Raw genomic sequence first — 23,923 nt, 5'->3', positions numbered from 1 at the left:
AATCGTCGGTGCATCAGGAGGAAAAATGGATCACCGTTTACTTGAAATCATCGCCTGCCCGGTTTGTAACGGCAAACTGTATTACACCCAGGATAAGCAGGAGCTGATCTGCAAAGTGGATAGCCTGGCCTTTCCTGTCCGTGAAGGCATTCCCGTGCTGCTGGAAAACGAAGCGCGTTCGTTAACTGCCGAAGAGAACCGTCCATGAGTTTTGTGGTGATAATTCCTGCTCGTTATGCTTCAACACGTCTGCCGGGTAAGCCCTTAGTGGATATTAATGGTAAACCGATGGTGGTGCATGTGCTGGAGCGCGCCCGTGAGTCGGGGGCTGAACGCATCATCGTTGCCACGGATAACGAAGCGGTGAAGCATGCAGTGGAAGCGGTGGGCGGCGAAGTCTGCATGACCCGCGTCGATCACCAGTCCGGTACTGAAAGGCTGGCGGAAGTGGTGGAAAAATGCGGTTTCAGCGATGACACTCTGATTGTCAACGTGCAAGGTGATGAGCCGATGATCCCGCCGGCCATTATTCGCCAGGTTGCAGATAATCTGGCCGCACGCGATGTTGGCATGGCGACATTGGCGGTGCCGATTCACAGTGCGGAAGAAGCGTTCAATCCTAACGCCGTGAAAGTGGTGATGGATGCCGAAGGTTATGCACTCTATTTTTCTCGCGCCACCATTCCCTGGGATCGCGATCGCTTTGCGCTTTCCCGCGAAACGATTGGCGATACCTTTCTGCGCCATATTGGTATTTATGGTTACCGCGCCGGTTTTATCCGCCGTTATGTCAGTTGGCAAACCAGTCCGCTTGAGCAGATTGAGATGCTGGAGCAACTGCGTGTGCTCTGGTATGGCGAGAAAATACATGTCGCAGTGGCGAGCGTTGTCCCCGGCACCGGTGTCGATACGCAAGACGATCTGGAACGCGTTCGGGCAGAACTGCATTAATCTCCTCATCCCCTTCATTCGAAGGGGATTTCGCTTCAAATAGTCAAATTCTTAAACTGTTTTGATCTCATCAGGGTGACATCTCTCGCCCTGGCGCTCATTATAAAAGCAGTAGTCTTGATGAGGGCATCTGCTATGGAACAACTGCGCGCCGAACTAAGTCATCTGCTGGGAGAAAAATTGAGTCGTATGGAGTGCGTCAGCGAAAAACCTGACTCGGCACTCTGGTCCTTATATGACAGTAAGGGCAACCCGATGCCATTACTGGCGAGAACTTTCTCCACGCCGGGTCTTGCGCGACAGTTGGCCTGGAAAATTTCAATGCTCGCACGCAGCGGTACGGTGCGGATGCCGGTGGTCTATGGCGTCATGACCCATGAAGAGCATCCGGGGCCGGATGTGCTGCTGATTGAGCGTCTGCGTGGTGTTCCCGTTGAAGCGCCCGCACGTACGCCGGAACGCTGGGAGCAACTGAAAGATCAGATTGTCGAGGGGCTGCTCGCCTGGCACCGGCAGGACAGTCACGGCTGCGTGGGAACGGTCGATAGCACGCAGGAAAATATCTGGCCATCCTGGTACCGCCAACGCGTTGAAGTGCTGTGGACCACCCTGAATCAGTATCACAATACCGGCCTGACCATGCAGGATAAACGTGTGCTTTTTCGCACCCGGGAGTGCCTGCCGACTTTGTTTGAAGGATTTAACGACAATTGCGTGCTGGTGCATGGTAGCTTTAATTTGCGCAGTATGCTGAAAGATGCTCGTAGCGATCAGTTACTGGCGATGGTCGGGCCGGGTATTATGCTGTGGGCGCCGCGTGAATATGAACTGTTCCGCCTGGTCGATAGCGCGCAGGCGGAAGATCTGCTCTGGCACTACTTACAGCGTGCGCCCGTGGCGGAGTCGTTCCTCTGGCGACGCTGGCTGTATCTGTTATGGGATGAAGTGGCGCAACTGGTGAATACCGGGCAATTTAGCCGCACCAACTTTGAACTGGCCTCTAAATCACTGCTCCCCTGGCTCTCCTGAACTGCCTTTCAGCCACTGCCAGAGCCTTCCCAGTGTTTCATATCCTACCCGGTCGCTGTGCAGTAGCCAGACCGGGGAGGGAATAACCCGTTCCCATGGATTAAGTGGCGAGCTGACCGCCAGTTGGTTGGCTGGAGCCGGAAGCGGATGCAGTCCGACATGCTGGAAAAAGATCATTGCCCGTGGCAGATGCGAGGCAGAGGTGACCAGCAGGAAAGGCACATCGCCAATCGCCGCTTTGACCGCCGCCGCTTCCTCTTCCGTATCTTTCGGTTCATCCAGTGTGATGATATCGCTACGCGGCACGCCCAGGCTTTCTGCCACGCGCGCGCCCGCTTCGGCAGTGCTGACCGGGTTGGTTTCCGCCGCCGCGCCGGTAAAGATAAGTTTTGCGCCAGGGTTCGCCAGCCACAGACGGATCCCTTCATTGAGCCGCGGTAAGCTGTTGCTGATCAGATTAGAACTGGGCGCCCAGTCGTCGTTCCAGGTGTAGCCACCGCCGAGTATCACGATATATTTTACGGGCTGTGTTCCGCGCCAGGTCGGGTATTTATCTTCGATCGGTTTTAGCAGCCCATCGGCGACAGGTTGCAGGCTTAACAACAGCAGTACCACCCAGCCAAGGGTGACAACGGCTTTGCCGGTTTTTTGCCAGCGGCTGAACCACACCAGCGCGAGGCCCAAACCGATCAGCAAAAGTAACAAAGGCAGGGGCAGCATCAGGCCGCCGATGTATTTTTTGAGGGTAAAAAGCACCGTATCCGTCTCCTTTTTGAGCATACAGCAGATGATTTCAGGGGATCTTACATCGGATGGGTTCATTATCGGTACGGCTGTGACAAAATAGCGGTTTTGTCGCAAGCGTGGAGCGGTCATGAAGGATCGAAATTTCGACGACATCGCGGAGAAATTCTCACGCAATATCTATGGCACCACCAAGGGTCAGTTGCGTCAGGCAATCCTTTGGCAGGATCTTGATCTATTGCTGGCGTCAATGGGACCAGGCAAATTACACGTGCTGGATGCTGGCGGCGGAGAAGGGCAAACGGCGATCCGTATGGCGCAACGGGGCCATCGGGTGACGCTGTGCGATGTGTCGAAAGAGATGATTGCACGCGCGCAGGCTGCGGCCGACGAGAAAGGTGTGAGCGGTAACATGCATTTCGTACAATGCGCCGCTCAGGACATTGCGCAGCATTTGGAATCGCCGGTTGATCTGATATTGTTTCATGCTGTGCTTGAATGGGTCGCGGAACCCGTCAGCGTATTACAGACCCTATGGTCGGTGTTGCGCCCTGGCGGTGCGTTGTCGTTGATGTTCTATAACGCTGACGGGCTATTGATGCACAATATGGTGGCAGGGAATTTTGATTACGTGCGGGCAGGTATGCCGAAACGTAAAAAGCGGACTCTCTCCCCGGACCATCCGCGCATTCCTGCGGATGTCTACGGCTGGCTTGAAGACATTGGTTGGCAGATAACCGGGAAAACCGGCGTACGTGTTTTTCACGATTACCTTCGCGAGAAACACCAGCAGCATGACTGTTTCGATGCGTTGCTTGAACTGGAAACGCGCTATTGTCGCCAGGAGCCGTATATCAGTCTCGGCCGCTATATTCACGTGACCGCGCTTAGGCCGAAAATCGATGGAAGGACAAACGATGAGTGAATTTTCCCAGACAGTCCCCGAACTGGTTGCCTGGGCCAGAAAAAATGATTTCTCCATCTCACTGCCGGTCGACAGGCTCTCTTTTTTGCTGGCTGTCGCCACGCTTAACGGCGAGCGTCTGGACGGTGAAATGAGCGAAGGCGAGCTGGTAGATGCCTTTCGTTATGTGAGTGATGCTTTTGAGCAAACCAGTGAAACCATCGTTCAGCGCGCCAACAACGCCATTAACGATATGGTGCGTCAGCGTTTATTAAACCGTTTTACCAGTGAGTTAACGGAAGGCAATGCGATCTACCGTTTGACGCCGTTGGGTATCGGCATCACGGACTACTACATCCGCCAGCGTGAGTTTTCTACGCTGCGCCTCTCGATGCAGTTGTCGATCGTGGCCGGGGAGTTAAAACGCGCTGCCGATGCAGCAGACGAGGGCGGTGATGAGTTTCACTGGCACCGTAACGTCTATGCGCCGTTAAAATATTCGGTGGCGGAGATCTTCGACAGTATCGACCTCACCCAGCGCGTGATGGATGAGCAGCAGCAGCAGGTGAAAGATGACATTGCCCAGTTGCTGAACAAAGACTGGCGTGCGGCGATTTCCAGTTGCGAAATGTTGTTGTCGGAAACCTCCGGCACCTTGCGCGAGCTACAGGACACGCTGGAAGCTGCCGGAGACAAATTGCAGGCCAATTTGCTGCGCATCCAGGATGCAACCATGGCGCACAGCGATTTAGAGTTCCTCGACCAGTTGGTGTTCAACCTGCAAAGCAAGCTGGACCGTATTGTGAGCTGGGGCCAACAGGCGATTGACCTGTGGATCGGTTATGACCGTCACGTGCATAAATTTATCCGTACCGCCATTGATATGGATAAAAACCGCGTCTTTGCCCAGCGTCTGCGCCAATCGGTACAGTCTTATTTCGACGCTCCATGGGCACTGACCTACGCCAATGCTGACCGCTTACTCGATATGCGCGATGAAGAGATGGCGCTGCGCGATGAAGAAGTGACCGGTGAACTGCCGCCGGATCTGGAGTTCGAAGAGTTTAACGAAATCCGCGAGCAACTTGCGGCGATGATCGAGCAGCAACTGGCAATTTATAAGACCAAAGGGGTGCCGTTGGATCTCGGCCTGGTGGCCCGCGAGTATCTGGCGCAGTATCCGCGCGTTCGTCATTTCGACATTGCGCGCATTGTGGTTGATCAGGCGGTACGTCTCGGCGTAGCGCAAGCAGATTTCACCGGCCTGCCGCCGAAATGGCAGCCGATTAATGATTACGGAGCCAAGGTACAGGCGCATGTCATCGACAAATATTGAACAAGTGATGCCGGTTAAACTGGCGCAGGCACTGGCTAACTCGCTGTTTCCGGCGCTGGACAGCGCGCTACGCTCGGGCAGACATATTGGTCTCGACGAGCTGGATAATCACGCCTTTTTAATGGATTTCCAGGAGTACCTGGAAGAGTTTTACGCCCGCTACAACGTTGAATTGATTCGCGCGCCGGAAGGTTTCTTCTATCTGCGCCCGCGTTCCACCACGCTTATCCCGCGCTCGGTGCTTTCTGAACTGGATATGATGGTTGGCAAAATCCTCTGCTACCTCTATCTCAGCCCGGAACGTCTGGCCAACGAAGGGATCTTCACCCAACAGGAGTTGTATGACGAGCTGCTGTCGCTGGCGGATGAACCGAAACTGTTGAAGCTGGTGAATAACCGCTCAACCGGTTCCGACCTGGACCGGCAAAAACTGCAGGAAAAGGTGCGTTCCTCGTTAAACCGTCTGCGCCGTCTCGGCATGATCTGGTTTATGGGAAATGACAGCAGCAAGTTCCGCATCACTGAATCGGTATTCCGCTTTGGTGCGGATGTCCGCTCGGGCGATGATCCGCGTGAGGCGCAACTGCGCATGATCCGCGACGGTGAAGCGATGCCTGTCGAAAACCACCTGCAGCTCAATGATGAGCCTGAAGACAATCAGCCGGATAGCTCGGAGGAAGAGTAATGATCGATCGTGGTAAGTTCCGTTCGCTAACGCTGATTAACTGGAACGGCTTTTTTGCCCGCACCTTTGACCTGGATGAACTGGTAACCACCCTCTCCGGGGGGAACGGCGCCGGGAAATCCACCACTATGGCGGCGTTTGTCACCGCACTGATTCCGGATCTGACGCTGCTGCATTTCCGTAACACCACTGAAGCCGGAGCCACGTCAGGCTCCCGTGATAAAGGTCTGCACGGGAAGCTAAAAGCCGGTGTCTGTTATTCGGTGCTCGATGTGATCAACTCCCGTCATCAGCGTGTGCTGGTGGGGGTGCGTCTGCAGCAGGTTGCCGGTCGCGATCGTAAAGTGGACATTAAACCGTTTGCCATTCAGGGCCTGCCGACAGCCATGCTGCCGACTCAGTTACTGACTGAAACCCTGAACGAACGCCAGGCGCGGGTGTTGTCGCTGCAGGAAGTGAAAGACAAACTGGATGCGATGGAAGGCGTACAGTTTAAGCAGTTCAACTCTATTACTGACTACCATGCGCTGATGTTCGATCTGGGCATTGTCGCGCGGCGTCTGCGTTCTGCTTCGGATCGCAGTAAGTTCTATCGTCTGATTGAGGCCTCGCTGTACGGCGGGATCTCCAGCGCCATTACCCGTTCTCTTCGCGATTATCTGTTACCGGAAAACGGCGGTGTCCGTAAGGCGTTCCAGGACATGGAAGCTGCGTTGCGCGAAAACCGCATGACGCTGGAAGCTATCCGTGTGACTCAGTCGGATCGCGATCTGTTTAAGCATTTAATCAGTGAAGCCACTAACTACGTGGCGGCGGATTATATGCGCCACGCTAACGAACGTCGGGTGCATCTGGACAAGGCGCTGGAGTTTCGTCGTGAACTGTTTACATCGCGTCAGCAGCTGGCGGCGGAACAATACAAGCATGTTGATATGGCGCGCGAGCTCTCTGAGCACGCCGGATCGGAAGGGGATCTGGAAGCGGATTATCAGGCCGCCAGTGACCACCTGAACCTGGTGCAGACGGCACTGCGTCAGCAGGAAAAAATTGAACGCTACGAAGCGGATCTGGACGAACTGAGCATTCGTCTCGAAGAGCAACATGAAGTGGTGGCGGAAGCCGCCGAGCGCCAGGAAGAGAACGAAGCCCGCGCCGAAGCGGCTGAACTGGAAGTGGATGAGCTGAAAAGCCAGCTTGCAGACTACCAGCAGGCGCTGGACGTACAGCAAACCCGCGCTATCCAGTACAACCAGGCGCTGCAGGCGTTGCAGCGTGCGAAAGAGCTGTGCCGTCTGCCGGATCTGACGGCAGAAACCGCCGATGAATGGCTGGAAACCTTCCAGGCGAAAGAGCAGGAAGCCACAGAAAAACTGCTGTCACTGGATCAGAAACTGAGCGTAGCCCAGACGGCGCACAGCCAGTTTGAGCAGGCGTATCAACTGGTGGCGGCCATCAATGGCCCGCTGGCCCGTGATGAAGCCTGGGATGTTGCCCGCGACTTATTGCGCGATGGTGTTAACCAGCGCCATTTAGCGGAGCAGGTTCAGCCGCTACGTATGCGTCTGAATGAGCTGGAGCAGCGTCTGCGTGAGCAGCAGGATGCTGAGCGTTTGCTGGCGGAGTTCTGCAAACGCCAGGGTAAGCAGTATGACGCCGAAGAGTTAGAGGCGCTGCATCAGCAACTGGAAGCGCAAATCGCTGCACTGTCCGATAATGTCGCTGCCGCGGGTGAACAGCGTATGGCGATGCGTCAGGAACTGGAGCAGCTGCAATCACGTATTCAGTCGCTGACCAAACGCGCGCCTGTCTGGCTGGCGGCGCAGAGTAGTCTGACGCAACTGTGCGAGCAGAGCGGCGAGCAGTTTGAATCCGGTCAGGATGTGACCGAATACCTGCAACAACTGCTGGAGCGCGAGCGGGAAGCCATCGTTGAACGTGACGAAATTGGCGCGCGCAAACGTGCAGTGGACGACGAAATTGAACGGTTAAGTCAGCCTGGCGGCGCGGAAGACGGGCGTCTGAATGCGCTGGCGGAACGCTTTGGCGGCGTGCTGCTGTCAGAAATTTACGATGATGTCAGCATTGACGATGCGCCGTACTACTCTGCGTTGTACGGCCCCTCGCGCCATGCCATTGTGGTGCCGGATCTGTCGCAGATCGCCGAAATGCTGGAAGGCCTGGATGATTGCCCGGAAGATCTCTATTTGATTGAAGGGGATCCACAATCCTTTGATGACAGCGTGTTCAGCGTTGATGAGCTGGAGAAAGCGGTGGTCGTGAAGATTGCCGATCGCCAGTGGCGCTACTCTCGTTTCCCGGCGCTGCCGCTGTTTGGCCGCGCAGCCCGCGAAAGCCGCATTGAAAGCCTGCACGCCGAACGTGAAGAGCTGGCGGAGCGTTTTGCTACCCTCTCTTTCGATGTGCAAAAAACGCAGCGTCTGCATCAGGCGTTCAGCCGCTTTATTGGCAGCCATCTGGCGGTGGCGTTCGAAGACGATCCGGAAGCGGAGATCCGTACGCTCAACAGCCGCCGCGGTGAGCTGGAACGCGCCATCAGCGCTCATGAGAACGACAACCAGCAAAGCCGTGTACAGTTTGAGCAGGCGAAAGAGGGCGTGGCGCAGCTTAACCGCTTATTGCCCCGCATCAACTTGCTGGCTGACGATACGCTGGCGGATCGCGTAGATGAGATCCAGGAGCGTCTGGATGAGGCGCAGGAAGCCGCCCGCTTTATTCAGCAGTTTGGCAACCAGCTGGCAAAACTGGAGCCGATGGTGTCGGTGCTGCAAAGCGACCCGGAGCAGTTTGAACAGTTAAAAGAAGATTACGCCGCCTCACAGCAGGTGCAGCGTGAGGCGCGCCAGCAGGCATTTGTGCTGGCGGAAGTGGTGCAACGCCGCGCCCATTTCAGCTATTCCGATGCGGCTGAAATGTTTAACGGTAACAACGATCTCAACGAAAAACTGCGTCAGCGCCTGGAGCAGGCGGAAGCGGAACGAACCAAAGCCCGTGAAGCGATGCGTAGCCATGCGGCGCAGTATGGTCAGTACAACCAGGTGCTGGCTTCGCTGAAAAGTTCGTTTGATACCAAAAAAGAGCTGCTTAACGATCTGCAAAAAGAGTTGCAGGAGATCGGCGTACGTGCGGATGGCGGCGCGGAAGAGCGGGCGCGTATTCGCCGCGACGAACTGCATGCACAACTCTCTACCAACCGTGCCCGTCGCAACCAACTGGAAAAAGCGCTCACATTCTGTGAAGCGGAGATGGATAACCTGACACGCAGACTGCGCAAGCTGGAACGTGATTATCATGAGATGCGCGAGCAGGTGGTGACCGCGAAAGCGGGCTGGTGTGCGGTGATGCGCATGGTGAAAGACAATGGCGTAGAACGCCGTTTGCACCGCCGTGAGCTGGCTTATCTCTCCGCTGACGAACTGCGTTCGATGTCGGATAAGGCGTTGGGGGCATTGCGTCTGGCAGTATCAGACAATGAGCATCTGCGCGATGTACTGCGTATGTCGGAAGATCCAAAACGTCCGGAGCGCAAGATCCAGTTCTTCGTCGCCGTGTATCAGCATCTGCGCGAGCGTATCCGTCAGGATATTATTCGTACTGATGATCCGGTTGAAGCCATTGAACAGATGGAGATCGAACTCAGCCGTCTGACGGAAGAACTGACGTCCCGCGAGCAGAAACTGGCCATCAGCTCCCGCAGTGTGGCGAATATTATTCGTAAAACCATTCAGCGCGAGCAGAACCGTATTCGTATGCTGAACCAGGGGCTGCAAAGCGTCTCCTTCGGCCAGGTTAACAGTGTGCGTCTGAATGTGAACGTGCGCGAAAGCCATGCCACGTTGCTGACGGTGCTTTCAGAGCAACATGAGCAGCATCAGGATCTGTTTAACAGCAGCCGCCTGACCTTCTCGGAAGCGCTGGCGAAACTCTATCAGCGCCTGAACCCGCAAATCGATATGGGCCAACGCACGCCGCAGACCATTGGTGAAGAGCTGCTGGACTACCGCAACTATCTGGAGATGGAAGTGGAAGTTAACCGTGGCTCCGACGGCTGGTTACGTGCAGAATCCGGCGCGCTCTCCACCGGGGAGGCTATCGGTACCGGGATGTCGATTCTGGTGATGGTCGTGCAGAGCTGGGAAGATGAAGCCCGTCGCCTGCGCGGCAAAGATATTTCGCCGTGTCGTCTGTTGTTCCTTGATGAGGCGGCACGTCTCGATGCCCGTTCCATTGCGACCTTGTTCGAGCTGTGTGAACGTCTGGAGATGCAGTTGATCATTGCCGCGCCGGAAAACATCAGCCCGGAAAAAGGCACAACGTATAAACTGGTACGTAAAGTCTTCCAGAATCATGAACATGTGCATGTGGTCGGTCTGCGCGGCTTCGCGGCGCAACTACCGGAAACATTGCCGGGTACCGCAGACGCTTCATAGCGTGTGTGATGAACGCAAAGGGCGGCATATGTGTCGCCCTTTTTTTATTTTTGAACGCTATGCCTGCCGGTTTTTTATCTTTAAACTTCTTTACACCAGGTCAGGCAAATGGTTTTTGCTGTTTATATACTGATAGAAAGCTGACGAATTCGTCATGCGCAATGTGAGAGAAACAGGGGGCAAGGGATGTTGCTTGAGAAGTTGTATGGTCGTCGAATGTCGGCGCTGAGTTTGTGTCTGGCATTTGCATTCGCTCCGCTGTTTGGTGTGCAGGCCGATGAGCCTGAAGTGATTCCTGTTGATAGTTCAGCCACGCAGGGCGATCAACCGACCGCGCTCGCACAGCCGCTGGAACAGTCGCCTGCGACGGCAATGATGGCAGGTATCACACCTTATCCTGCCGGTGTTTCAGTAACAGCAGTGCGTGCGCAGTTGCAGTCGCAATTGCCGGCGAACTGGACACCGGTCTATATGAACCAGCTCGCTGCGCTCTATGCCGCGCGGGGGCAAAAACCCATGTGGGACAACCGTGATGCGGTGCAGGCGTTTCAGCAACAACTGGCTGAAGTGGCAATTGCCGGTTTTCAGCCGCAATTTACCGCTTGGGTTGAGCTGTTAACCGATCCTGGTGTGTCGGGGCTGGCGCGCGATATTGTGCTGTCGGATGCGATGCTGGGGTACCTGCATTTTGTTGAAGGTATTCAGACAAAAGGGCAGCGCTGGCTCTATAGCGACAAACCCTACACGCTGGCGTCGCCGGCTCTTTCCGTTATCAATCAGTGGCAGCTGGCGCTGGATAAGGACTCACTGCCTGGTTTCATCAATAGCCTGGCTCCGCACCACCCGCAATATACGGCAATGCACCGGTCGTTACTGGCGCTGGTGGCCGATGCGCGCCCGTGGCCGCAATTAAAAGATACTGCGTCCCTTCGCCCTGGTCAGTGGAGCAATGATATTGCTGCGCTGCGCGAAATTTTACAGCGTACCGGTATGCTGGATGGTGGCCCCAATATCGCGCTGCCGGGCGATGATGTCGCCGTCAGCCCGTCGGCTCAGCCGGTGAAAAAAACGCACGCAACGGCTGCAGCGCGCGGTCCTTATGATCGTCAGCTGGTCGAAGCGGTAAAACGCTTTCAGTCCTGGCAGGGGCTACATGCGGACGGGGTGATCGGTCAGTCAACGCGTGACTGGCTTAACATTAGCCCGGCGCAACGTGCAGCCGTGCTGGCACTGAATATTCAACGCCTTCGCCTGCTGCCCGGTAATCTCGCGACCGGAATTATGGTGAATATTCCGGAATATTCACTGGTTTATTACCTGAACGGTAACCCGGTGCTGGCATCAAGGGTGATTGTCGGCCGACCCGATCGTAAAACGCCGATGATGAGCAGCGCGCTAAGCAATGTCGTGGTCAACCCGCCGTGGAATGTTCCACCAACGCTGGCGCGAAAAGACATCCTGCCGAAAGTGTGGAGTGATCCGGGTTATCTGGAACGCCATGGCTATACCGTGCTCCGCGGCTGGAACAGCAAGGAAGCGATCGATCCCTCTATGGTGGATTGGGCGACAATTACGCCATCAAACCTGCCGTTCCGGTTCCAGCAGGCACCTGGTGCGCAGAACTCGCTGGGCCGCTATAAGTTCAATATGCCGAGTTCTGACGCTATCTATTTGCACGATACGCCGAACCATAACCTGTTCCAGAAAGAGACGCGGGCACTGAGTTCAGGCTGTGTACGTGTGAATAAAGCCTCTGAGTTGGCGAATATGCTTCTGCAGGATGCCGGCTGGAATGACGCGCGTATTTCCGATGCGTTGAAGCAAGGGGATACCCGTTACGTGAATATCCGTCAGGATATTCCGGTCAATTTCTATTATTTGACGGCGTTTGTCGGGGCTGATGGTCGCACGCAGTATCGTACAGATATTTACAATTATGATCTGACGGCGCGATCCGGTGCACAAATCCTGCCAAAAGCGGAGCAATTAATCAGGTAAATGAAGCAGTTCGTAAAATAACGTTGTCGTAAGAAAAGGTGAAAAACGGGTCAGGTAAGCTACAGAGCCCGTATTTGCTGGGATGAGGCAACCTTGACGTGGACTTTGATGCCCGGTAAGGTGCCTCTCGTGCGCATAAAAGTGCATAAATTACGTTCAATTTTATGTTGCCTGAAGACCTGATTATCATGGATAAATTTGACGCTAATCGTCGCAAACTGCTTGCTTTAGGTGGGGTCGCTCTCGGCGCATCCTTCTTGCCGACGCAGGCATTTGCCACCCTTTCTACTCCACGCCCGCGTATTCTGACGCTTAATAATCTTCATACCGGAGAATCTATTAAAGCCGAGTTTTTCGACGGCAGGGGCTATATTCAGGATGAATTAGCAAAACTTAACCACTTTTTCCGTGATTATCGCGCGAATAAGATCAAAAGCATCGATCCTCGTCTGTTTGATCAGCTTTATCGTCTGCAGGGGCTGTTAGGAACACGCAAACCTGTGCAACTCGTTTCTGGTTATCGTTCTGTTGATACCAATAATGAACTTCGTGAGCATAGCCGTGGAGTGGCGAAAAAGAGTTATCACACCAAAGGGCAGGCCATGGATTTTCATATCGAAGGGATTTCTCTGAGCAATATTCGCAAAGCTGCGTTATCTCTGCGCGCGGGTGGTGTAGGATATTACCCCAGCAGCAACTTTGTGCATATTGATACCGGGCCGCTTCGGCACTGGTAAACCTCAGGCCTGAGCTACAGGAGCAGCATGAACTATCGTATTATTCCGGTTACCGCATTCTCCCAGAACTGTTCGCTTGTCTGGTGTGAACAAACCCAACTTGCCGCCGTGGTCGATCCTGGCGGTGATGCTGAGCGTATTATTCAGGAAGTGGATGCTTCCGGCCTGACGCTCACGCAGATTCTGCTGACGCATGGTCATCTCGATCACGTTGGCGCGGCGGCTGAAGTAGCACAGCATTATGGTGTGCCTATTATCGGCCCGGAAAAGCAAGATGAGTTCTGGCTGCAAGGCTTACCGGCGCAAAGCCGGATGTTTGGTCTTGATGATTGTCAGCCGCTGACGCCGGATCGCTGGCTGGATGAAGGCGATACGGTCAGCGTGGGCAAAGTGAGTTTACAGGTGTTGCACTGCCCGGGGCATACGCCGGGTCACGTGGTGTTCTTCGACGCGCAATCGCGTTTGCTGATTTCCGGCGATGTGGTGTTTAAAGGCGGCGTAGGGCGCAGCGATTTCCCGCAGGGCAACCATGCGCAACTGATTGACTCCATCAAACGCAAGTTATTGCCGCTTGGCGATGATGTGACGTTTATTCCCGGCCACGGTCCTCTGTCGACGCTGGGTGATGAACGGCTGCATAACCCGTTTTTGCAGGATGAGCAGCCAGTCTGGTAAATAAAAAAGGGTCGCCGTGGCGACCCTTTTTTTCACCACGGGTTACAGCACAGCAACGATGGCTTCACACAGCGGTGCCATATTGTCCGGCGTCATGCCCGCTACGTTAATACGCCCGGATGCCACGGCGTAAATCCCAAATTCTTCGCGCAGACGCAGCACCTGATCTTTGGTCAGGCCGCTGAATGAGAACATGCCATTCTGTTTCGTGATAAAGCTGAAATCACGATCCGCGCCTTTCTCCTGCAGCGTATTCACAAACAGCAGACGCATGCGCTGGATACGCTGGCGCATATCGGTCAGTTCCTGTTCCCAGATTGCGCGCAAAGCTTCATTGCTGAGGATCGTCGCCACCACGGAAGCGCCATGCGCTGGTGGGTTAGAGTAGTTCGCACGAATGACCGATTTCATCTGGCTGAAGGCGCGATCGGCGCTTTCTGCATCAGCACAAACCAGCGTGCAGGCACCAACACGCTCATTGTACAGACCAAAGTTTTTCGAGAAGGAACTGGCAACCAGCAACTCTTTATGCAGCGCAGCAAACGCGCGCAACCCTTCAGCGTCTTCTTCCAGACCGCGGGCAAAGCCCTGGTAAGCAAAGTCAAACAGCGGCAGCCAGCCTTTTTCAACGGACAGCTTCGCCAGCGTCTCCCACTGTTCAAGCGTGGGATCGATACCGGTCGGGTTATGGCAGCAGCCGTGGAACAGCACCACGTCGCCCGCTTGTGCGTTATTCAGGCTGGCCAGCATACCGTCGAAGTCCAGTGCGTGATTCTGCGCGTCGTAGTAAGCGTATTCACACACTTCCAGACCGGCAGAGTTGAAGACGCCTTTATGGTTCGGCCAGCTTGGGTTGCTTACCCATACGCGTTTTGCAGAGGTGTTTTTGGCAAGGAAATCCGCCGCTACGCGCAGACCGCCGGTACCACCAGGGGTTTGCGCTGTGCGTGCACGTTTGTCGTTGATAATCGCGCTGCCTTTGCCGAACAGCAGTTCCTGGGTGCAACGGCCAAATTCAGGAATACCGTCGATGCCGAGGTAATTTTTGGTGGTCTCATTTTCCAGCAGATAAAGTTCCGCTTTTTTTACGCTGGTCAGCACCGGGGTCTTGCCGGTTTCATCTTTATAGACACCGATCCCTAAGTTGATTTTATTGGGGCGTTCATCGGCGCGAAACAGATCGGCCAGACCCAGAATAGGATCGGCAGGAGCGGCGGTTATATTCTCAAACATGACGAGGTTCCATTTTGATGACAGAAGGGAGATCCGCTATCAGGTTAACGGGAGATACGTGAATTGCCAACCGTTTGCGATAAAAAGCGCGATACTTTTCAAAAGTCATCGGTCTTTATATCGCAGACATAAAAAAACAGGGCCGGAGCCCTGTTTGATACGCATATAACAGTCGAGGGGTGACTGATTAGAACTGGTAAACGATACCAACGGCAACGGTGTCGTCAGAGTTGATGCCCAGTTTGTTGTCTTTGTCGATCTGGTTGATCTGGTAATCAACATAGGTAGACATGTTTTTGTTGAAGTAGTAAGTTGCGCCCACTTCGATGTAGTTGATGAAGTCTTCGCTACCAACACCTGCAACATCTTTCGCTTTAGATTTGTAGTAAGCGATGGACGGACGCAGACCGAAGTCGAACTGGTACTGTGCTACAACAGAGAAGTCCTGAGTTTTGTTCAGGTAACCGCTAGTAGGAGCGCTGGCACCCGGAAGTGTGGTGCTCATGCGGGTAGCATTACGGGTTTCACCGTACAGTGCTGCCAGGTAGATGTTGTTCGCATCATATTTCAGACCAGTTGCCCACTGCTCAGCTTTTTCGCCAGAAGTGCCGTAATTGGTGTTAGCCTGCTGATCATTGGTACGGTCAGCTGCGCCGTAAGCACCAACGATGCCGAAGCCCTGGAAGTCATAACTTACAGAAGTCGCCCAGCCGTCGCCGTTGGAACGAGTTACGTTACCAGCGCGATCGTTTTTGCCCAGATACTGAACACCAAAGTTCAGACCATCAACCAGTCCGAAGAAGTTGGTGTTACGGTAAGTCGCCAGACCACCGTTACGGCCAGAGAAGAAGTTATCGCTGTTGCTGGTATCACCACCGAATTCCGGCAGCATATCGGTCACGCTGATAGCATCGTATACCAGACCGAGGTTACGACCGTAGTCGAAAGAACCTGCGTCGCCAAATTTCAGACCAGCAAATGCCAGACGGGTTTTGTTGTCAGTCTGAGCATCAGAGCCTTCAGAGTTGTTGCCCTGGAAGTTGTATTCCCAACGGCCATAACCAGTCAGCTGATCGTTGATTTTGGTTTCGCCTTTGAAGCCAAGACGAGCATAAGTTTTGTCGCCGTCGTTGCCATCGTTATCAGAGAAGTAATGCAGACCTACAGCTTTACCGTAGATATCAACTTTGTTGCCATCTTTGTTATAGATTTCTGCAGCGTTAGCTGCGCCCGCTACCAGCAGGGCAGGGATAACCACTGCCAGGATATTGCGCTTCATCATTATTTATTACCCTCATTGGTTTTTTTTAACACCTGCCACTGCCGCCAATAAATTCCGTCAATAAACATTTACGGAACTATTGATGAGAGTTTGGTGTCTTTCTGTGTCTGAAAGGCATCTTTCCAAACATGTCAGCGTTTCGCTACCCTGAAAGTGCTACAAATGTCTTAAAGCGGTAACGAAAAGAAATATTGTGTAAGAATTTATTAATTTTAGGGAACTTTGTGAACCACTTCATAATTCCGAACTGACTGCTGCTAAAAACAGCATCTTCATTCCTATTTATATGAATTACTTATGTTTAATTGAGATAACGGCTTTTCTTATCCCGGAATCCCTCTCATCCTGTATTTTCTTATAACTTCATTTAGCCATCCGGATAGCTGCTCTGTTTTTAACCAAACGTGCGAAATCACGTGGAGGTAAAAATGGGCAACAACATCGGTGTTGATTTTTTGTACAGAGTGGTTCTAACCCAATATGGTGCAGAAAATAACCGGGCAGGTAAGAAAGTGAGTAAAAATGTGTCTGCGTTCTGAATGCAGATTAACAGGGTAAAAAAAGAGATAAAAAAAAGGCCAGCGCTCGGGCTGGCCTTCATATTTTTATTGGGTCGATCAGAATGTCGCGTTGCGCGGGGTGCGTGGGAACGGGATAACGTCACGCACGTTCTGTACGCCTGTTACGTAAGCGATCAGGCGCTCAAAACCGAGACCAAAACCGGCATGCGGCACAGTGCCATAACGGCGCAGGTCGCGATACCACCAGTAGTCTTCTTTATTCAGCCCCATTTCGGCCATGCGGGCATCCAGAACATCCAGACGCTCTTCACGCTGAGAACCACCGATGATTTCACCAATGCCCGGCGCCAGCACGTCCATCGCCGCCACGGTTTTACCGTCATCGTTAAGGCGCATATAGAACGCTTTGATATCTTTCGGGTAGTTTTTCACCACGACCGGCGCTTTAAAGTGCTTCTCCGCCAGGTAACGTTCGTGTTCAGAAGCCAGATCGACGCCCCAGTACACCGGGTTTTCAAACGTCTCGCCACATTTCTCCAGAATGGCTACCGCATCGGTGTAATCCACCTGCGCGAAATCTGCCGCAATAAAGCGCTGCAGACGGCCAATGGCATCTTTGTCGACCCGTTCTTCGAAGAACTTCAGGTCATCCATACGTTCATCCAGGACGGCTTTGAAAGCATATTTCAGCATCGCTTCGGCCAGACGGGCGTTATCATCCAGGTCGGCAAAAGCCACTTCTGGTTCCAGCATCCAGAACTCCGCCAGATGGCGGCTGGTGTTGGAGTTTTCCGCACGGAAGGTCGGGCCAAAGGTGTAGATTTTCGACAGCGCGCAGGCGTAAGTTTCACCGTTGAGCTGCCCCGATACGGTCAGGAAAGACTCTTTGCCGAAGAAATCTTTGTCATAATCTACTTTGCCTTCCGGCGTACGCGGCAGGTTTTCCATATCCAGCGTCGAAACGCGGAACATCTCACCTGCACCTTCGGTATCAGACGCGGTGATCAGCGGCGTGGAAACCCAGAAGAATCCTTGCTCATTAAAGAAGCGATGCAGCGCCTGCGCCAGCGTATGGCGAACGCGAGCAACGGCACCGATCAGGTTCGTGCGTGGGCGAAGATGTGCGACTTCACGCAGATACTCGATACTGTGGCGTTTTGCTGCCATCGGATAGGTATCCGGATCTTCAACCCAGCCTGTCACCTCAACACGGGTTGCCTGAATTTCCAGACTCTGGCCTTCGCCCGGCGAAGCCACAACTTTACCGGTGACGATAACGGAGCAACCGGTGGTCAGACGCAGCACTTCGTCATTGTAATTGGGCAGAGAATTATTAATAACGGCCTGTACAGGATTAAAGCAGGAGCCGTCATAAACGGCGAGGAAGGAGATACCAGCTTTAGAATCTCGGCGGGTGCGCACCCATCCGCGTACGGTGACTTCGCTGTCAACGGCAACGCGGCTATGGAATACGTCGGCTACAGGCACAACGCTCATAATATTCTCTCTGTTAATAGTCGGAAAAAATAAACACTTGTCCGCCCGATAAGGGGGGATATCTATGTTACCTGGCATACGCCATCAGACAAGCAGAATTCGCAAGAACAATTAATAAATTGTCGACAAAAAGAAGGGAGCCGTCTGGCTCCCTGGCGATTAGCTGGCTTTTTTGACCTGAGGCAGGTCAAATGCTTTACGCAGTGCGCGGACAAACGCCTTATCATGGCAGATGGTTTTCCCCGGACTGTCTGACAATTTCGCCACCGGTTTACCGTTGCACTCCACCAGCTTAATGACAATATTGAGCGGCTTTACCTGAGGAATATCGCAGGTTAAACGGGTGCCAATACCAAAACTAAGATTAACGCGTGAGGTAAAGTGGCTATAAAGTTCGAGCGCTTTGTTCAGATCGAGGTTATCGGAGAATACCAGCGTTTTTGTAAGGGGGTTAATCCCGAGTTTTTCGTAATGGGCGATGGCTTTCTCCCCCCATTCCACCGGATCCCCGGAGTCATGACGCAATCCTTGATAACGGGTCGCGAATTCCGGGCCAAAGTCGCGTAAAAACGCATCCATGGTGATGCAATCCGTCAGCGCAATGCCTAATTGCGATGGGTACTCTTCCAGCCAGGCCGCCAGCGCCGCGCGTTGACTGGTGGCGAGATTTGGGCTGATTTGCTGATGCGCCTGGAACCACTCATGTGCCTGGGTTCCCATTGGCGTCAATGACAACCGGCGCGCCAGATCGTAATTACTGGTGCCAACAAACCACGGTTCCTGCTGCAGGCGTTTTACAATTGCCTGCTGAACATCGCGGGAGAAACGGCGACGGGTGCCGAAATCCATCAGACGAAAACGGGACATGTCCTTCCCGGCCGTGCGCGCAGCAAAATCCGCCAGTTTTTCTTCCAGATGCAGCAGAGCCTGCTCTACGCCCGCTTGAGGCGAACGGCAGCGATGCACCACTTCACTGATGACCGCCAGCAGCGGTACTTCCCACATGATCACTTCGCGCCACGGGCCGGAGAGACGAATGTTGAGTTTGCCGTTGTCGTTGCTAATAGCCACTTGCTGCGGATCGTAACGAAAATCGCGCAACCAGGTGAGATAGTCGGATTTAAAGAAAGGCAGACCGGACAGCCAGTGGTACTCGTCATCCTGCAAACGCAGGTGTTGCATGGCATCCACATGTTCACGGATCGCGTCGGCGTAGATGCCGAGCAGATCGTCGCCACGGCAGCGGAACTCTGCTGAAACGTGCACATCGTAATAATGATGGAACACCGCTTGCTGCATGTGCAGCTTGTAAGCGTCGGTATCCAGCAGCGTTTGCAGACCAGGGAAAGCGAGTTGAGTCATGGTGCGCAGAAGCATCCTCTTACAGGAGCGTTTAGTACAATAAACAAAGCAGGTCGTCGCTGGAGTATACCTTGTTTACCAGGTTATTGAACCCCGATCACACCATATCGCACGGAATGGGTCGATGGCATTTCGTGCCTCCTGTTGCCAAAATGTAGCAAACCAGAGCTTTTCCCTCTTAAAAGATGAACATTCTGCGTGGCGCGTTCTCCGCAACCGGAATAGACTGGAGTCGTAACCAAACAGAAGATGCTAAAGGTTTTTTATGACACAACAGCCACAAGCCAAATACCGCCACGATTACCGTGCGCCGGATTACCTGATTAGCGATATTGACTTGACCTTTGAGCTCGACGCCACCAAAACGGTCGTTACCGCGCTGAGTAACGTGTCGCGCCATAGCGCCTCTGTCGTACCGCTTCGCCTCGATGGCGGCGAGCTGACACTGCTCTCTCTCCATGTCAACGATGCTCCATGGTCGAACTATAAAATAGAAGAAGGCAACCAACTGGTCATTGATGGCCTGCCGGATCGTTTTACCCTGCGTATCGTGAATGAAATCAGCCCGGCGGCGAATACTGCGCTGGAAGGGTTGTACCAGTCTGGCGAAGCGCTGTGTACTCAATGTGAGGCGGAGGGGTTCCGTCACATTACCTGGTATCTTGATCGCCCGGATGTACTGGCGCGGTTTACCACCAAATTGATCGCTGATAAAACCCGTTATCCGTTCCTGCTGTCGAACGGTAACCGTATTGACCAGGGGGAACTGGGCGATGGCCGTCACTGGGTTCAGTGGCAGGATCCCTTCCCGAAACCCTGCTATTTATTTGCCCTTGTCGCAGGCGATTTTGACGTACTGCGCGACACGTTTACGACCCGCTCCGGGCGCGAGGTGGCGCTGGAGCTGTATGTCGACCGCGGCAATCTTGATCGCGCGCCGTGGGCGATGACGTCGCTGAAGAATTCCATGAAGTGGGACGAAGAGCGCTTCGGCCTGGAGTACGATCTCGACATCTATATGATCGTTGCCGTCGACTTCTTTAATATGGGGGCGATGGAAAACAAAGGGCTGAACATCTTCAACTCGAAATATGTTCTTGCCCGGACAGATACTGCAACCGATAAAGATTACCTCGATATTGAACGTGTTATAGGGCATGAATATTTCCATAACTGGACAGGTAACCGTGTCACCTGCCGCGACTGGTTCCAGCTCAGCCTGAAAGAGGGACTCACAGTGTTCCGCGACCAGGAGTTCAGTTCCGATCTCGGTTCCCGTGCAGTTAACCGCATCAATAATGTACGCACCATGCGCGGCATGCAGTTTGCGGAAGACGCCAGCCCGATGGCGCACCCCATCCGTCCGGACAAAGTCATTGAAATGAACAACTTCTATACCCTGACGGTTTACGAAAAGGGTGCTGAAGTGATCCGCATGATGCACACGCTGCTGGGCGAAGAGAACTTCCAGAAAGGGATGCAGCTCTATTTTGAGCGTCACGATGGCAGCGCAGCGACCTGTGACGATTTCGTGCAGGCGATGGAGGATGCTTCTAATATCGACCTCTCGCATTTCCGTCGTTGGTACAGTCAGGCGGGCACGCCGATTGTGACGGTGCAGGACGACTACAACCCGAATACCGAGCAGTATACGCTGACCATCAGCCAGCGCACACCGCCAACCGCGGAGCAGCAAGACAAGCAGCCGCTGCACATCCCGTTTGATATTGAACTGTACGATAACGAAGGGAAGGTGATCCCGCTGCAAAAAGGCGGTCACCCGGTACACCACGTACTGAACGTGACACAGACCGAGCAGACATTTGTGTTTGATAATGTCTATTTCCAGCCAGTGCCCTCACTGCTGCGTGAGTTCTCTGCGCCGGTGAAACTGGAATACAAATGGAGCGACCAGCAGCTCACGTTTTTAATGCGTCATGCCAGCAACGATTTCTCCCGCTGGGATGCGGCGCAAAGTCTGCTGGCCACGCATATCAAGCTGAACGTTGCACGTCATCAGCAGGGTCAGGCGTTGTCGTTGCCGTTGCATGTGGCAGATGCCTTCCGGGCTATCCTGCTGGACGAGGCCATCGATCCGGCGCTGGCTGCCGAGATTCTGACGCTGCCATCAGCGAATGAGATTGCCGAACTGTTTGACGTTATCGATCCCATCGCGATCACCGCGGTGCGTGAAGCCCTGACGCGTACGCTTGCCACTGAGCTGGCAGATGAGTTCCTTGCTGTGTATAACGCCAACAAATTAAGCCATTACCAGGTGGAGCATGCAGATATCGGCAAGCGCGCTTTACGTAACACCTGCCTGCGCTTCCTGGCCTTTGGCGACGCGCAATTGGGTGACAAACTGGTGAGTCAGCAGTATCACGATGCCGACAACATGACCGATGCGCTGGCTGCGCTTTCAGCCGCTGTGGCCGCACAGTTACCGTGCCGCGATGCGCTGATGCAGGAATATGATGACAAATGGCATCATGACGGTCTGGTGATGGATAAGTGGTTTATCCTGCAGGCCACCAGCCCGGCGAGCAATGTGCTGGAAACGGTGCGTGGTTTGCTGAAACACCGTTCGTTCAGCCTGAGCAACCCGAACCGCATTCGTTCGCTCATCGGTGCTTTTGCCGGCAGCAACCCGGCGGCATTCCATGCGCAGGATGGCAGTGGTTATCAGTTCCTGGTCGAAATGCTGACTGAGCTTAATAGCCGCAACCCGCAGGTAGCGTCGCGTCTGATTGAGCCGCTGATCCGCCTGAAACGTTATGACGCCAAACGTCAGGCGTTGATGCGCGCAGCGCTGGAGCAGTTAAAAGCGTTGCCGAACCTGTCTGGCGACCTGTACGAGAAAGTCAGCAAAGCGCTGGCATAGTCCGGCAATCAGGCCCGGTAGCGCGACGCTTTCCGGGCCTGTAAATAGTGCTTTGTAACCGGCGAAAGCGACAAATTCTCAGGCATGGCGGGTTTGTGGCACAACTGTGCTTTCTGATTCGCCACGCTGCATGACCCGGTTCAGTACTGTTTCTTCTAACTCCGCCAGTCTGGCCGAACCCGTCCGGCGCGGGCGGGGAATATCGATGGCCAAATCCAGACCAATTTTCCCTTCTTCAATCAGCAGGACGCGATCGGCCATGGCCACGGCTTCGCTGACATCGTGCGTGACCAGCACTACCGTAAACCCGTGTAATTGCCACAGTTCCGTGATCAGCGCCTGCATCTCAAGACGTGTTAGTGCATCCAGTGCGCCAAGGGGTTCATCGAGTAGTAGCAGTCCGGGTTGATGTACCAGCGCACGCGCCAGTGCGACGCGCTGTTTTTGCCCACCAGAGAGCGCGGCAGGCCACTCCGTTGCGCGCTGCGCCAGCCCTACTGACCGGAGCGCTTCTTGTGCGGCCTCGCGCCAGGAGCCCTTCAGACCCAGACCGACATTATCGATAACCGATTTCCATGGCAGCAGGCGTGCATCCTGAAACATCATTCGCGTGTCATTCTGGATCTGCGCCAGTGGCGTGTTTCCCGCCAGCAGTTCACCGCTGTTTGGGGATTCGAGGCCAGCCAGCAGACGCAGTAAGGTACTCTTGCCGCCGCCGCTACGCCCCACCACGGCAATAAACTGACCGGCAGCAATGTGCAAATCCAGCCCCTTCAATACGGCGTTATCACCGTAGTGCTTGCTTACGCCATTTAATAACAAGGGGATTCCTTGAGTGAGTCGGGCGGTCGTCATGCATTTGCCTCCTTCTCATGATAAGCCGGATGCCAACGCAACCACAGGCGCTCCAGCAGTTGTGCACTCACATCAGCCAGTTTGCCGAGCAGGGCGTAGAGGATAATCGCCACCACTACCACATCGGTTTGCAAGAACTCCCGTGCGTTCATGGCCAGGTAACCGATGCCTGCATTCGCTGAAATCGTCTCGGCCACAATTAAGGTCAGCCACATCAGACCAAGGGCAAAGCGCACACCGACCATAATTGAGGGTAGGGCACCCGGCAGGATCACGTGGATAAAGAGCGCAAAACCGGTTAAACCATAGCTACGCGCCATTTCCACCAGTCCACGATCGATATTGCGGATCCCATGCCAGGTATTGATATACACCGGAAACAGCGTACCCAAAGCGACGAGGAATATTTTCGCGCTCTCGTCGATGCCAAACCACAGGATGACCAAGGGGATCAATGCCAGATGCGGGATGTTACGCAACATCTGGATAGAGGTGTCCAGCAGCCGCTCTCCCCAAGGCGACAGACCGCTTATCAACCCCAACGTCAAACCGATGCTGCCGCCAATAGAGAAGCCAATCGCCGCACGCCAGGAACTGATGGCCAGATGCTGCCACAGTTCTCCGCTTGCGCTCAGCGTCCAGAAGGCCTCCAGCACGCCTTCCGGTGACGGAAGAATGCGGGTGGAGAGCCAACCAGTCGATGAAGCGATTTGCCAGACGATCACGATCCCGGTGGGCAGTAACCACGGTGCGATACGCAGCAACCCTCTGTTCTGTGCAGCCAT

18 protein-coding genes are annotated in these 23,923 nt (G+C 54.1%); 11 read left to right on the top strand and 7 right to left on the bottom strand.

All coding sequences use genetic code 11. The features are described from left to right. Positions 1 to 25: 25 nt before the first annotated feature. From ycaR to GA0061071_RS17300, 3 genes are all read left to right on the top strand, one after another. Positions 26 to 208: a protein YcaR gene (gene ycaR / locus GA0061071_RS17310; protein WP_061494682.1), complete on the top strand. Its 183-nt coding sequence runs from the start codon at positions 26 to 28 to the stop codon at positions 206 to 208. Then, on the top strand, positions 205 to 951 hold the full coding sequence (gene kdsB, locus GA0061071_RS17305) for a 3-deoxy-manno-octulosonate cytidylyltransferase (protein WP_088236584.1): 747 nt from the start codon (positions 205 to 207) through the stop codon (positions 949 to 951). Before ycaR ends, kdsB begins: the two co-directional genes overlap by 4 nt. A gap of 135 nt (positions 952 to 1,086) precedes the next feature. Beyond that, positions 1,087 to 1,980 carry a YcbJ family phosphotransferase gene (locus tag GA0061071_RS17300; protein WP_088236583.1) on the top strand — a complete coding sequence of 298 codons (894 nt, stop codon included), beginning with the start codon at positions 1,087 to 1,089 and terminating at the stop codon, positions 1,978 to 1,980. On the opposite strand, the gene elyC is transcribed toward GA0061071_RS17300, so the two are convergent. Then, positions 1,957 to 2,736, bottom strand: coding sequence for an envelope biogenesis factor ElyC (gene elyC / locus GA0061071_RS17295; protein WP_061494685.1), 780 nt, complete (start codon positions 2,734 to 2,736; stop codon positions 1,957 to 1,959). The two genes, GA0061071_RS17300 and elyC, sit on opposite strands and share 24 nt — an antisense overlap. A gap of 118 nt (positions 2,737 to 2,854) precedes the next feature. Here elyC and cmoM point away from each other — a divergent pair, with 118 nt between their 5' ends. The 7 genes from cmoM to GA0061071_RS17255 all read left to right on the top strand — a co-directional run bounded on the left by cmoM (position 2,855) and on the right by GA0061071_RS17255 (position 13,507). Continuing rightward, positions 2,855 to 3,649: a tRNA uridine 5-oxyacetic acid(34) methyltransferase CmoM gene (gene cmoM / locus GA0061071_RS17290; RefSeq protein ID WP_061494686.1), complete on the top strand. Its 795-nt coding sequence runs from the start codon at positions 2,855 to 2,857 to the stop codon at positions 3,647 to 3,649. Next, positions 3,642 to 4,964 carry a chromosome partition protein MukF gene (gene mukF / locus GA0061071_RS17285; RefSeq protein WP_061494687.1) on the top strand — a complete coding sequence of 441 codons (1,323 nt, stop codon included), beginning with the start codon at positions 3,642 to 3,644 and terminating at the stop codon, positions 4,962 to 4,964. Before cmoM ends, mukF begins: the two co-directional genes overlap by 8 nt. Then, the gene (gene mukE, locus GA0061071_RS17280) at positions 4,945 to 5,649 is read left to right on the top strand and encodes a chromosome partition protein MukE (RefSeq protein ID WP_061494688.1); all 705 of its coding nucleotides are present in this window, start codon (positions 4,945 to 4,947) and stop codon (positions 5,647 to 5,649) included. Before mukF ends, mukE begins: the two co-directional genes overlap by 20 nt. Further along, positions 5,649 to 10,097 (top strand): chromosome partition protein MukB, encoded by a 4,449-nt coding sequence (mukB, locus tag GA0061071_RS17275; RefSeq protein ID WP_088236582.1) that lies wholly within the window; start codon positions 5,649 to 5,651, stop codon positions 10,095 to 10,097. Before mukE ends, mukB begins: the two co-directional genes overlap by 1 nt. Positions 10,098 to 10,283: 186 nt before the next feature. Further along, positions 10,284 to 12,095, top strand: a complete 1,812-nt coding sequence (gene ldtD, locus GA0061071_RS17270) for a L,D-transpeptidase (protein ID WP_061494690.1) — start codon at positions 10,284 to 10,286, stop codon at positions 12,093 to 12,095. Between the two features lie 188 nt (positions 12,096 to 12,283). Continuing rightward, positions 12,284 to 12,832, top strand: a complete 549-nt coding sequence (gene mepK / locus GA0061071_RS17260; RefSeq protein WP_061499947.1) for a peptidoglycan L,D-endopeptidase MepK — start codon at positions 12,284 to 12,286, stop codon at positions 12,830 to 12,832. Positions 12,833 to 12,859: 27 nt separating this feature from the next. Then, positions 12,860 to 13,507: an MBL fold metallo-hydrolase gene (locus tag GA0061071_RS17255; RefSeq protein WP_061494691.1), complete on the top strand. Its 648-nt coding sequence runs from the start codon at positions 12,860 to 12,862 to the stop codon at positions 13,505 to 13,507. A gap of 42 nt (positions 13,508 to 13,549) precedes the next feature. On the opposite strand, the gene GA0061071_RS17250 is transcribed toward GA0061071_RS17255, so the two are convergent. From GA0061071_RS17250 to pncB, 4 genes are all read right to left on the bottom strand, one after another. Further along, complete coding sequence (locus GA0061071_RS17250; protein WP_061494692.1) at positions 13,550 to 14,740, bottom strand: amino acid aminotransferase; 1,191 nt, start codon at positions 14,738 to 14,740, stop codon at positions 13,550 to 13,552. 187 nt (positions 14,741 to 14,927) lie between these two features. Further along, positions 14,928 to 16,022 (bottom strand): porin OmpF, encoded by a 1,095-nt coding sequence (gene ompF, locus GA0061071_RS17245; RefSeq protein WP_088236581.1) that lies wholly within the window; start codon positions 16,020 to 16,022, stop codon positions 14,928 to 14,930. Between the two features lie 617 nt (positions 16,023 to 16,639). Next, positions 16,640 to 18,040, bottom strand: coding sequence for an asparagine--tRNA ligase (asnS, locus tag GA0061071_RS17240; RefSeq protein WP_061494694.1), 1,401 nt, complete (start codon positions 18,038 to 18,040; stop codon positions 16,640 to 16,642). A gap of 159 nt (positions 18,041 to 18,199) precedes the next feature. Beyond that, positions 18,200 to 19,402, bottom strand: coding sequence for a nicotinate phosphoribosyltransferase (gene pncB / locus GA0061071_RS17235; RefSeq protein WP_061494695.1), 1,203 nt, complete (start codon positions 19,400 to 19,402; stop codon positions 18,200 to 18,202). A 265-nt stretch (positions 19,403 to 19,667) separates the two neighbouring features. On the opposite strand from pncB, the gene pepN reads away from it, so the two are divergent. Beyond that, complete coding sequence (gene pepN, locus GA0061071_RS17230; RefSeq protein ID WP_088236580.1) at positions 19,668 to 22,283, top strand: aminopeptidase N; 2,616 nt, start codon at positions 19,668 to 19,670, stop codon at positions 22,281 to 22,283. Between the two features lie 78 nt (positions 22,284 to 22,361). Here the strand turns inward: pepN and ssuB are convergent, their stop codons facing one another. Next, the gene (ssuB, locus tag GA0061071_RS17225; RefSeq protein WP_061494697.1) at positions 22,362 to 23,138 is read right to left on the bottom strand and encodes an aliphatic sulfonates ABC transporter ATP-binding protein; all 777 of its coding nucleotides are present in this window, start codon (positions 23,136 to 23,138) and stop codon (positions 22,362 to 22,364) included. Further along, positions 23,135 to 23,923, bottom strand: coding sequence for an aliphatic sulfonate ABC transporter permease SsuC (gene ssuC, locus GA0061071_RS17220; protein ID WP_061494698.1), 789 nt, complete (start codon positions 23,921 to 23,923; stop codon positions 23,135 to 23,137). The genes ssuB and ssuC overlap by 4 nt, the downstream gene beginning before the upstream one ends.

It is taken from the genome of Kosakonia oryzendophytica (assembly GCF_900094925.1).
Taxonomy (GTDB): Bacteria; Pseudomonadota; Gammaproteobacteria; order Enterobacterales; family Enterobacteriaceae; genus Kosakonia; species Kosakonia oryzendophytica.
This window is presented reverse-complemented; position numbering and strand designations above follow the sequence as displayed.

Bases quoted from the DNA above. Each gene is read 5' to 3' on its own strand.
- GA0061071_RS17300 (WP_088236583.1), top strand. From the start codon at position 1,087: ATGGAACAACTGCGCGCCGAACTAAGTCATCTGCTGGGAGAAAAATTG.
- mukB (WP_088236582.1), top strand. From the start codon at position 5,649: ATGATCGATCGTGGTAAGTTCCGTTCGCTAACGCTGATTAACTGGAAC.
- mepK (WP_061499947.1), top strand. From the start codon at position 12,284: ATGGATAAATTTGACGCTAATCGTCGCAAACTGCTTGCTTTAGGTGGG.
- ycaR (WP_061494682.1), top strand. From the start codon at position 26: ATGGATCACCGTTTACTTGAAATCATCGCCTGCCCGGTTTGTAACGGC.
- GA0061071_RS17255 (WP_061494691.1), top strand. From the start codon at position 12,860: ATGAACTATCGTATTATTCCGGTTACCGCATTCTCCCAGAACTGTTCG.
- ldtD (WP_061494690.1), top strand. From the start codon at position 10,284: ATGTTGCTTGAGAAGTTGTATGGTCGTCGAATGTCGGCGCTGAGTTTG.
- kdsB (WP_088236584.1), top strand. From the start codon at position 205: ATGAGTTTTGTGGTGATAATTCCTGCTCGTTATGCTTCAACACGTCTG.
- GA0061071_RS17250 (WP_061494692.1), bottom strand. From the start codon at position 14,740: ATGTTTGAGAATATAACCGCCGCTCCTGCCGATCCTATTCTGGGTCTG.
- asnS (WP_061494694.1), bottom strand. From the start codon at position 18,040: ATGAGCGTTGTGCCTGTAGCCGACGTATTCCATAGCCGCGTTGCCGTT.
- pepN (WP_088236580.1), top strand. From the start codon at position 19,668: ATGACACAACAGCCACAAGCCAAATACCGCCACGATTACCGTGCGCCG.
- cmoM (WP_061494686.1), top strand. From the start codon at position 2,855: ATGAAGGATCGAAATTTCGACGACATCGCGGAGAAATTCTCACGCAAT.
- ompF (WP_088236581.1), bottom strand. From the start codon at position 16,022: ATGATGAAGCGCAATATCCTGGCAGTGGTTATCCCTGCCCTGCTGGTA.
- ssuB (WP_061494697.1), bottom strand. From the start codon at position 23,138: ATGACGACCGCCCGACTCACTCAAGGAATCCCCTTGTTATTAAATGGC.
- mukF (WP_061494687.1), top strand. From the start codon at position 3,642: ATGAGTGAATTTTCCCAGACAGTCCCCGAACTGGTTGCCTGGGCCAGA.
- mukE (WP_061494688.1), top strand. From the start codon at position 4,945: ATGTCATCGACAAATATTGAACAAGTGATGCCGGTTAAACTGGCGCAG.
- pncB (WP_061494695.1), bottom strand. From the start codon at position 19,402: ATGACTCAACTCGCTTTCCCTGGTCTGCAAACGCTGCTGGATACCGAC.
- ssuC (WP_061494698.1), bottom strand. From the start codon at position 23,923: ATGGCTGCACAGAACAGAGGGTTGCTGCGTATCGCACCGTGGTTACTG.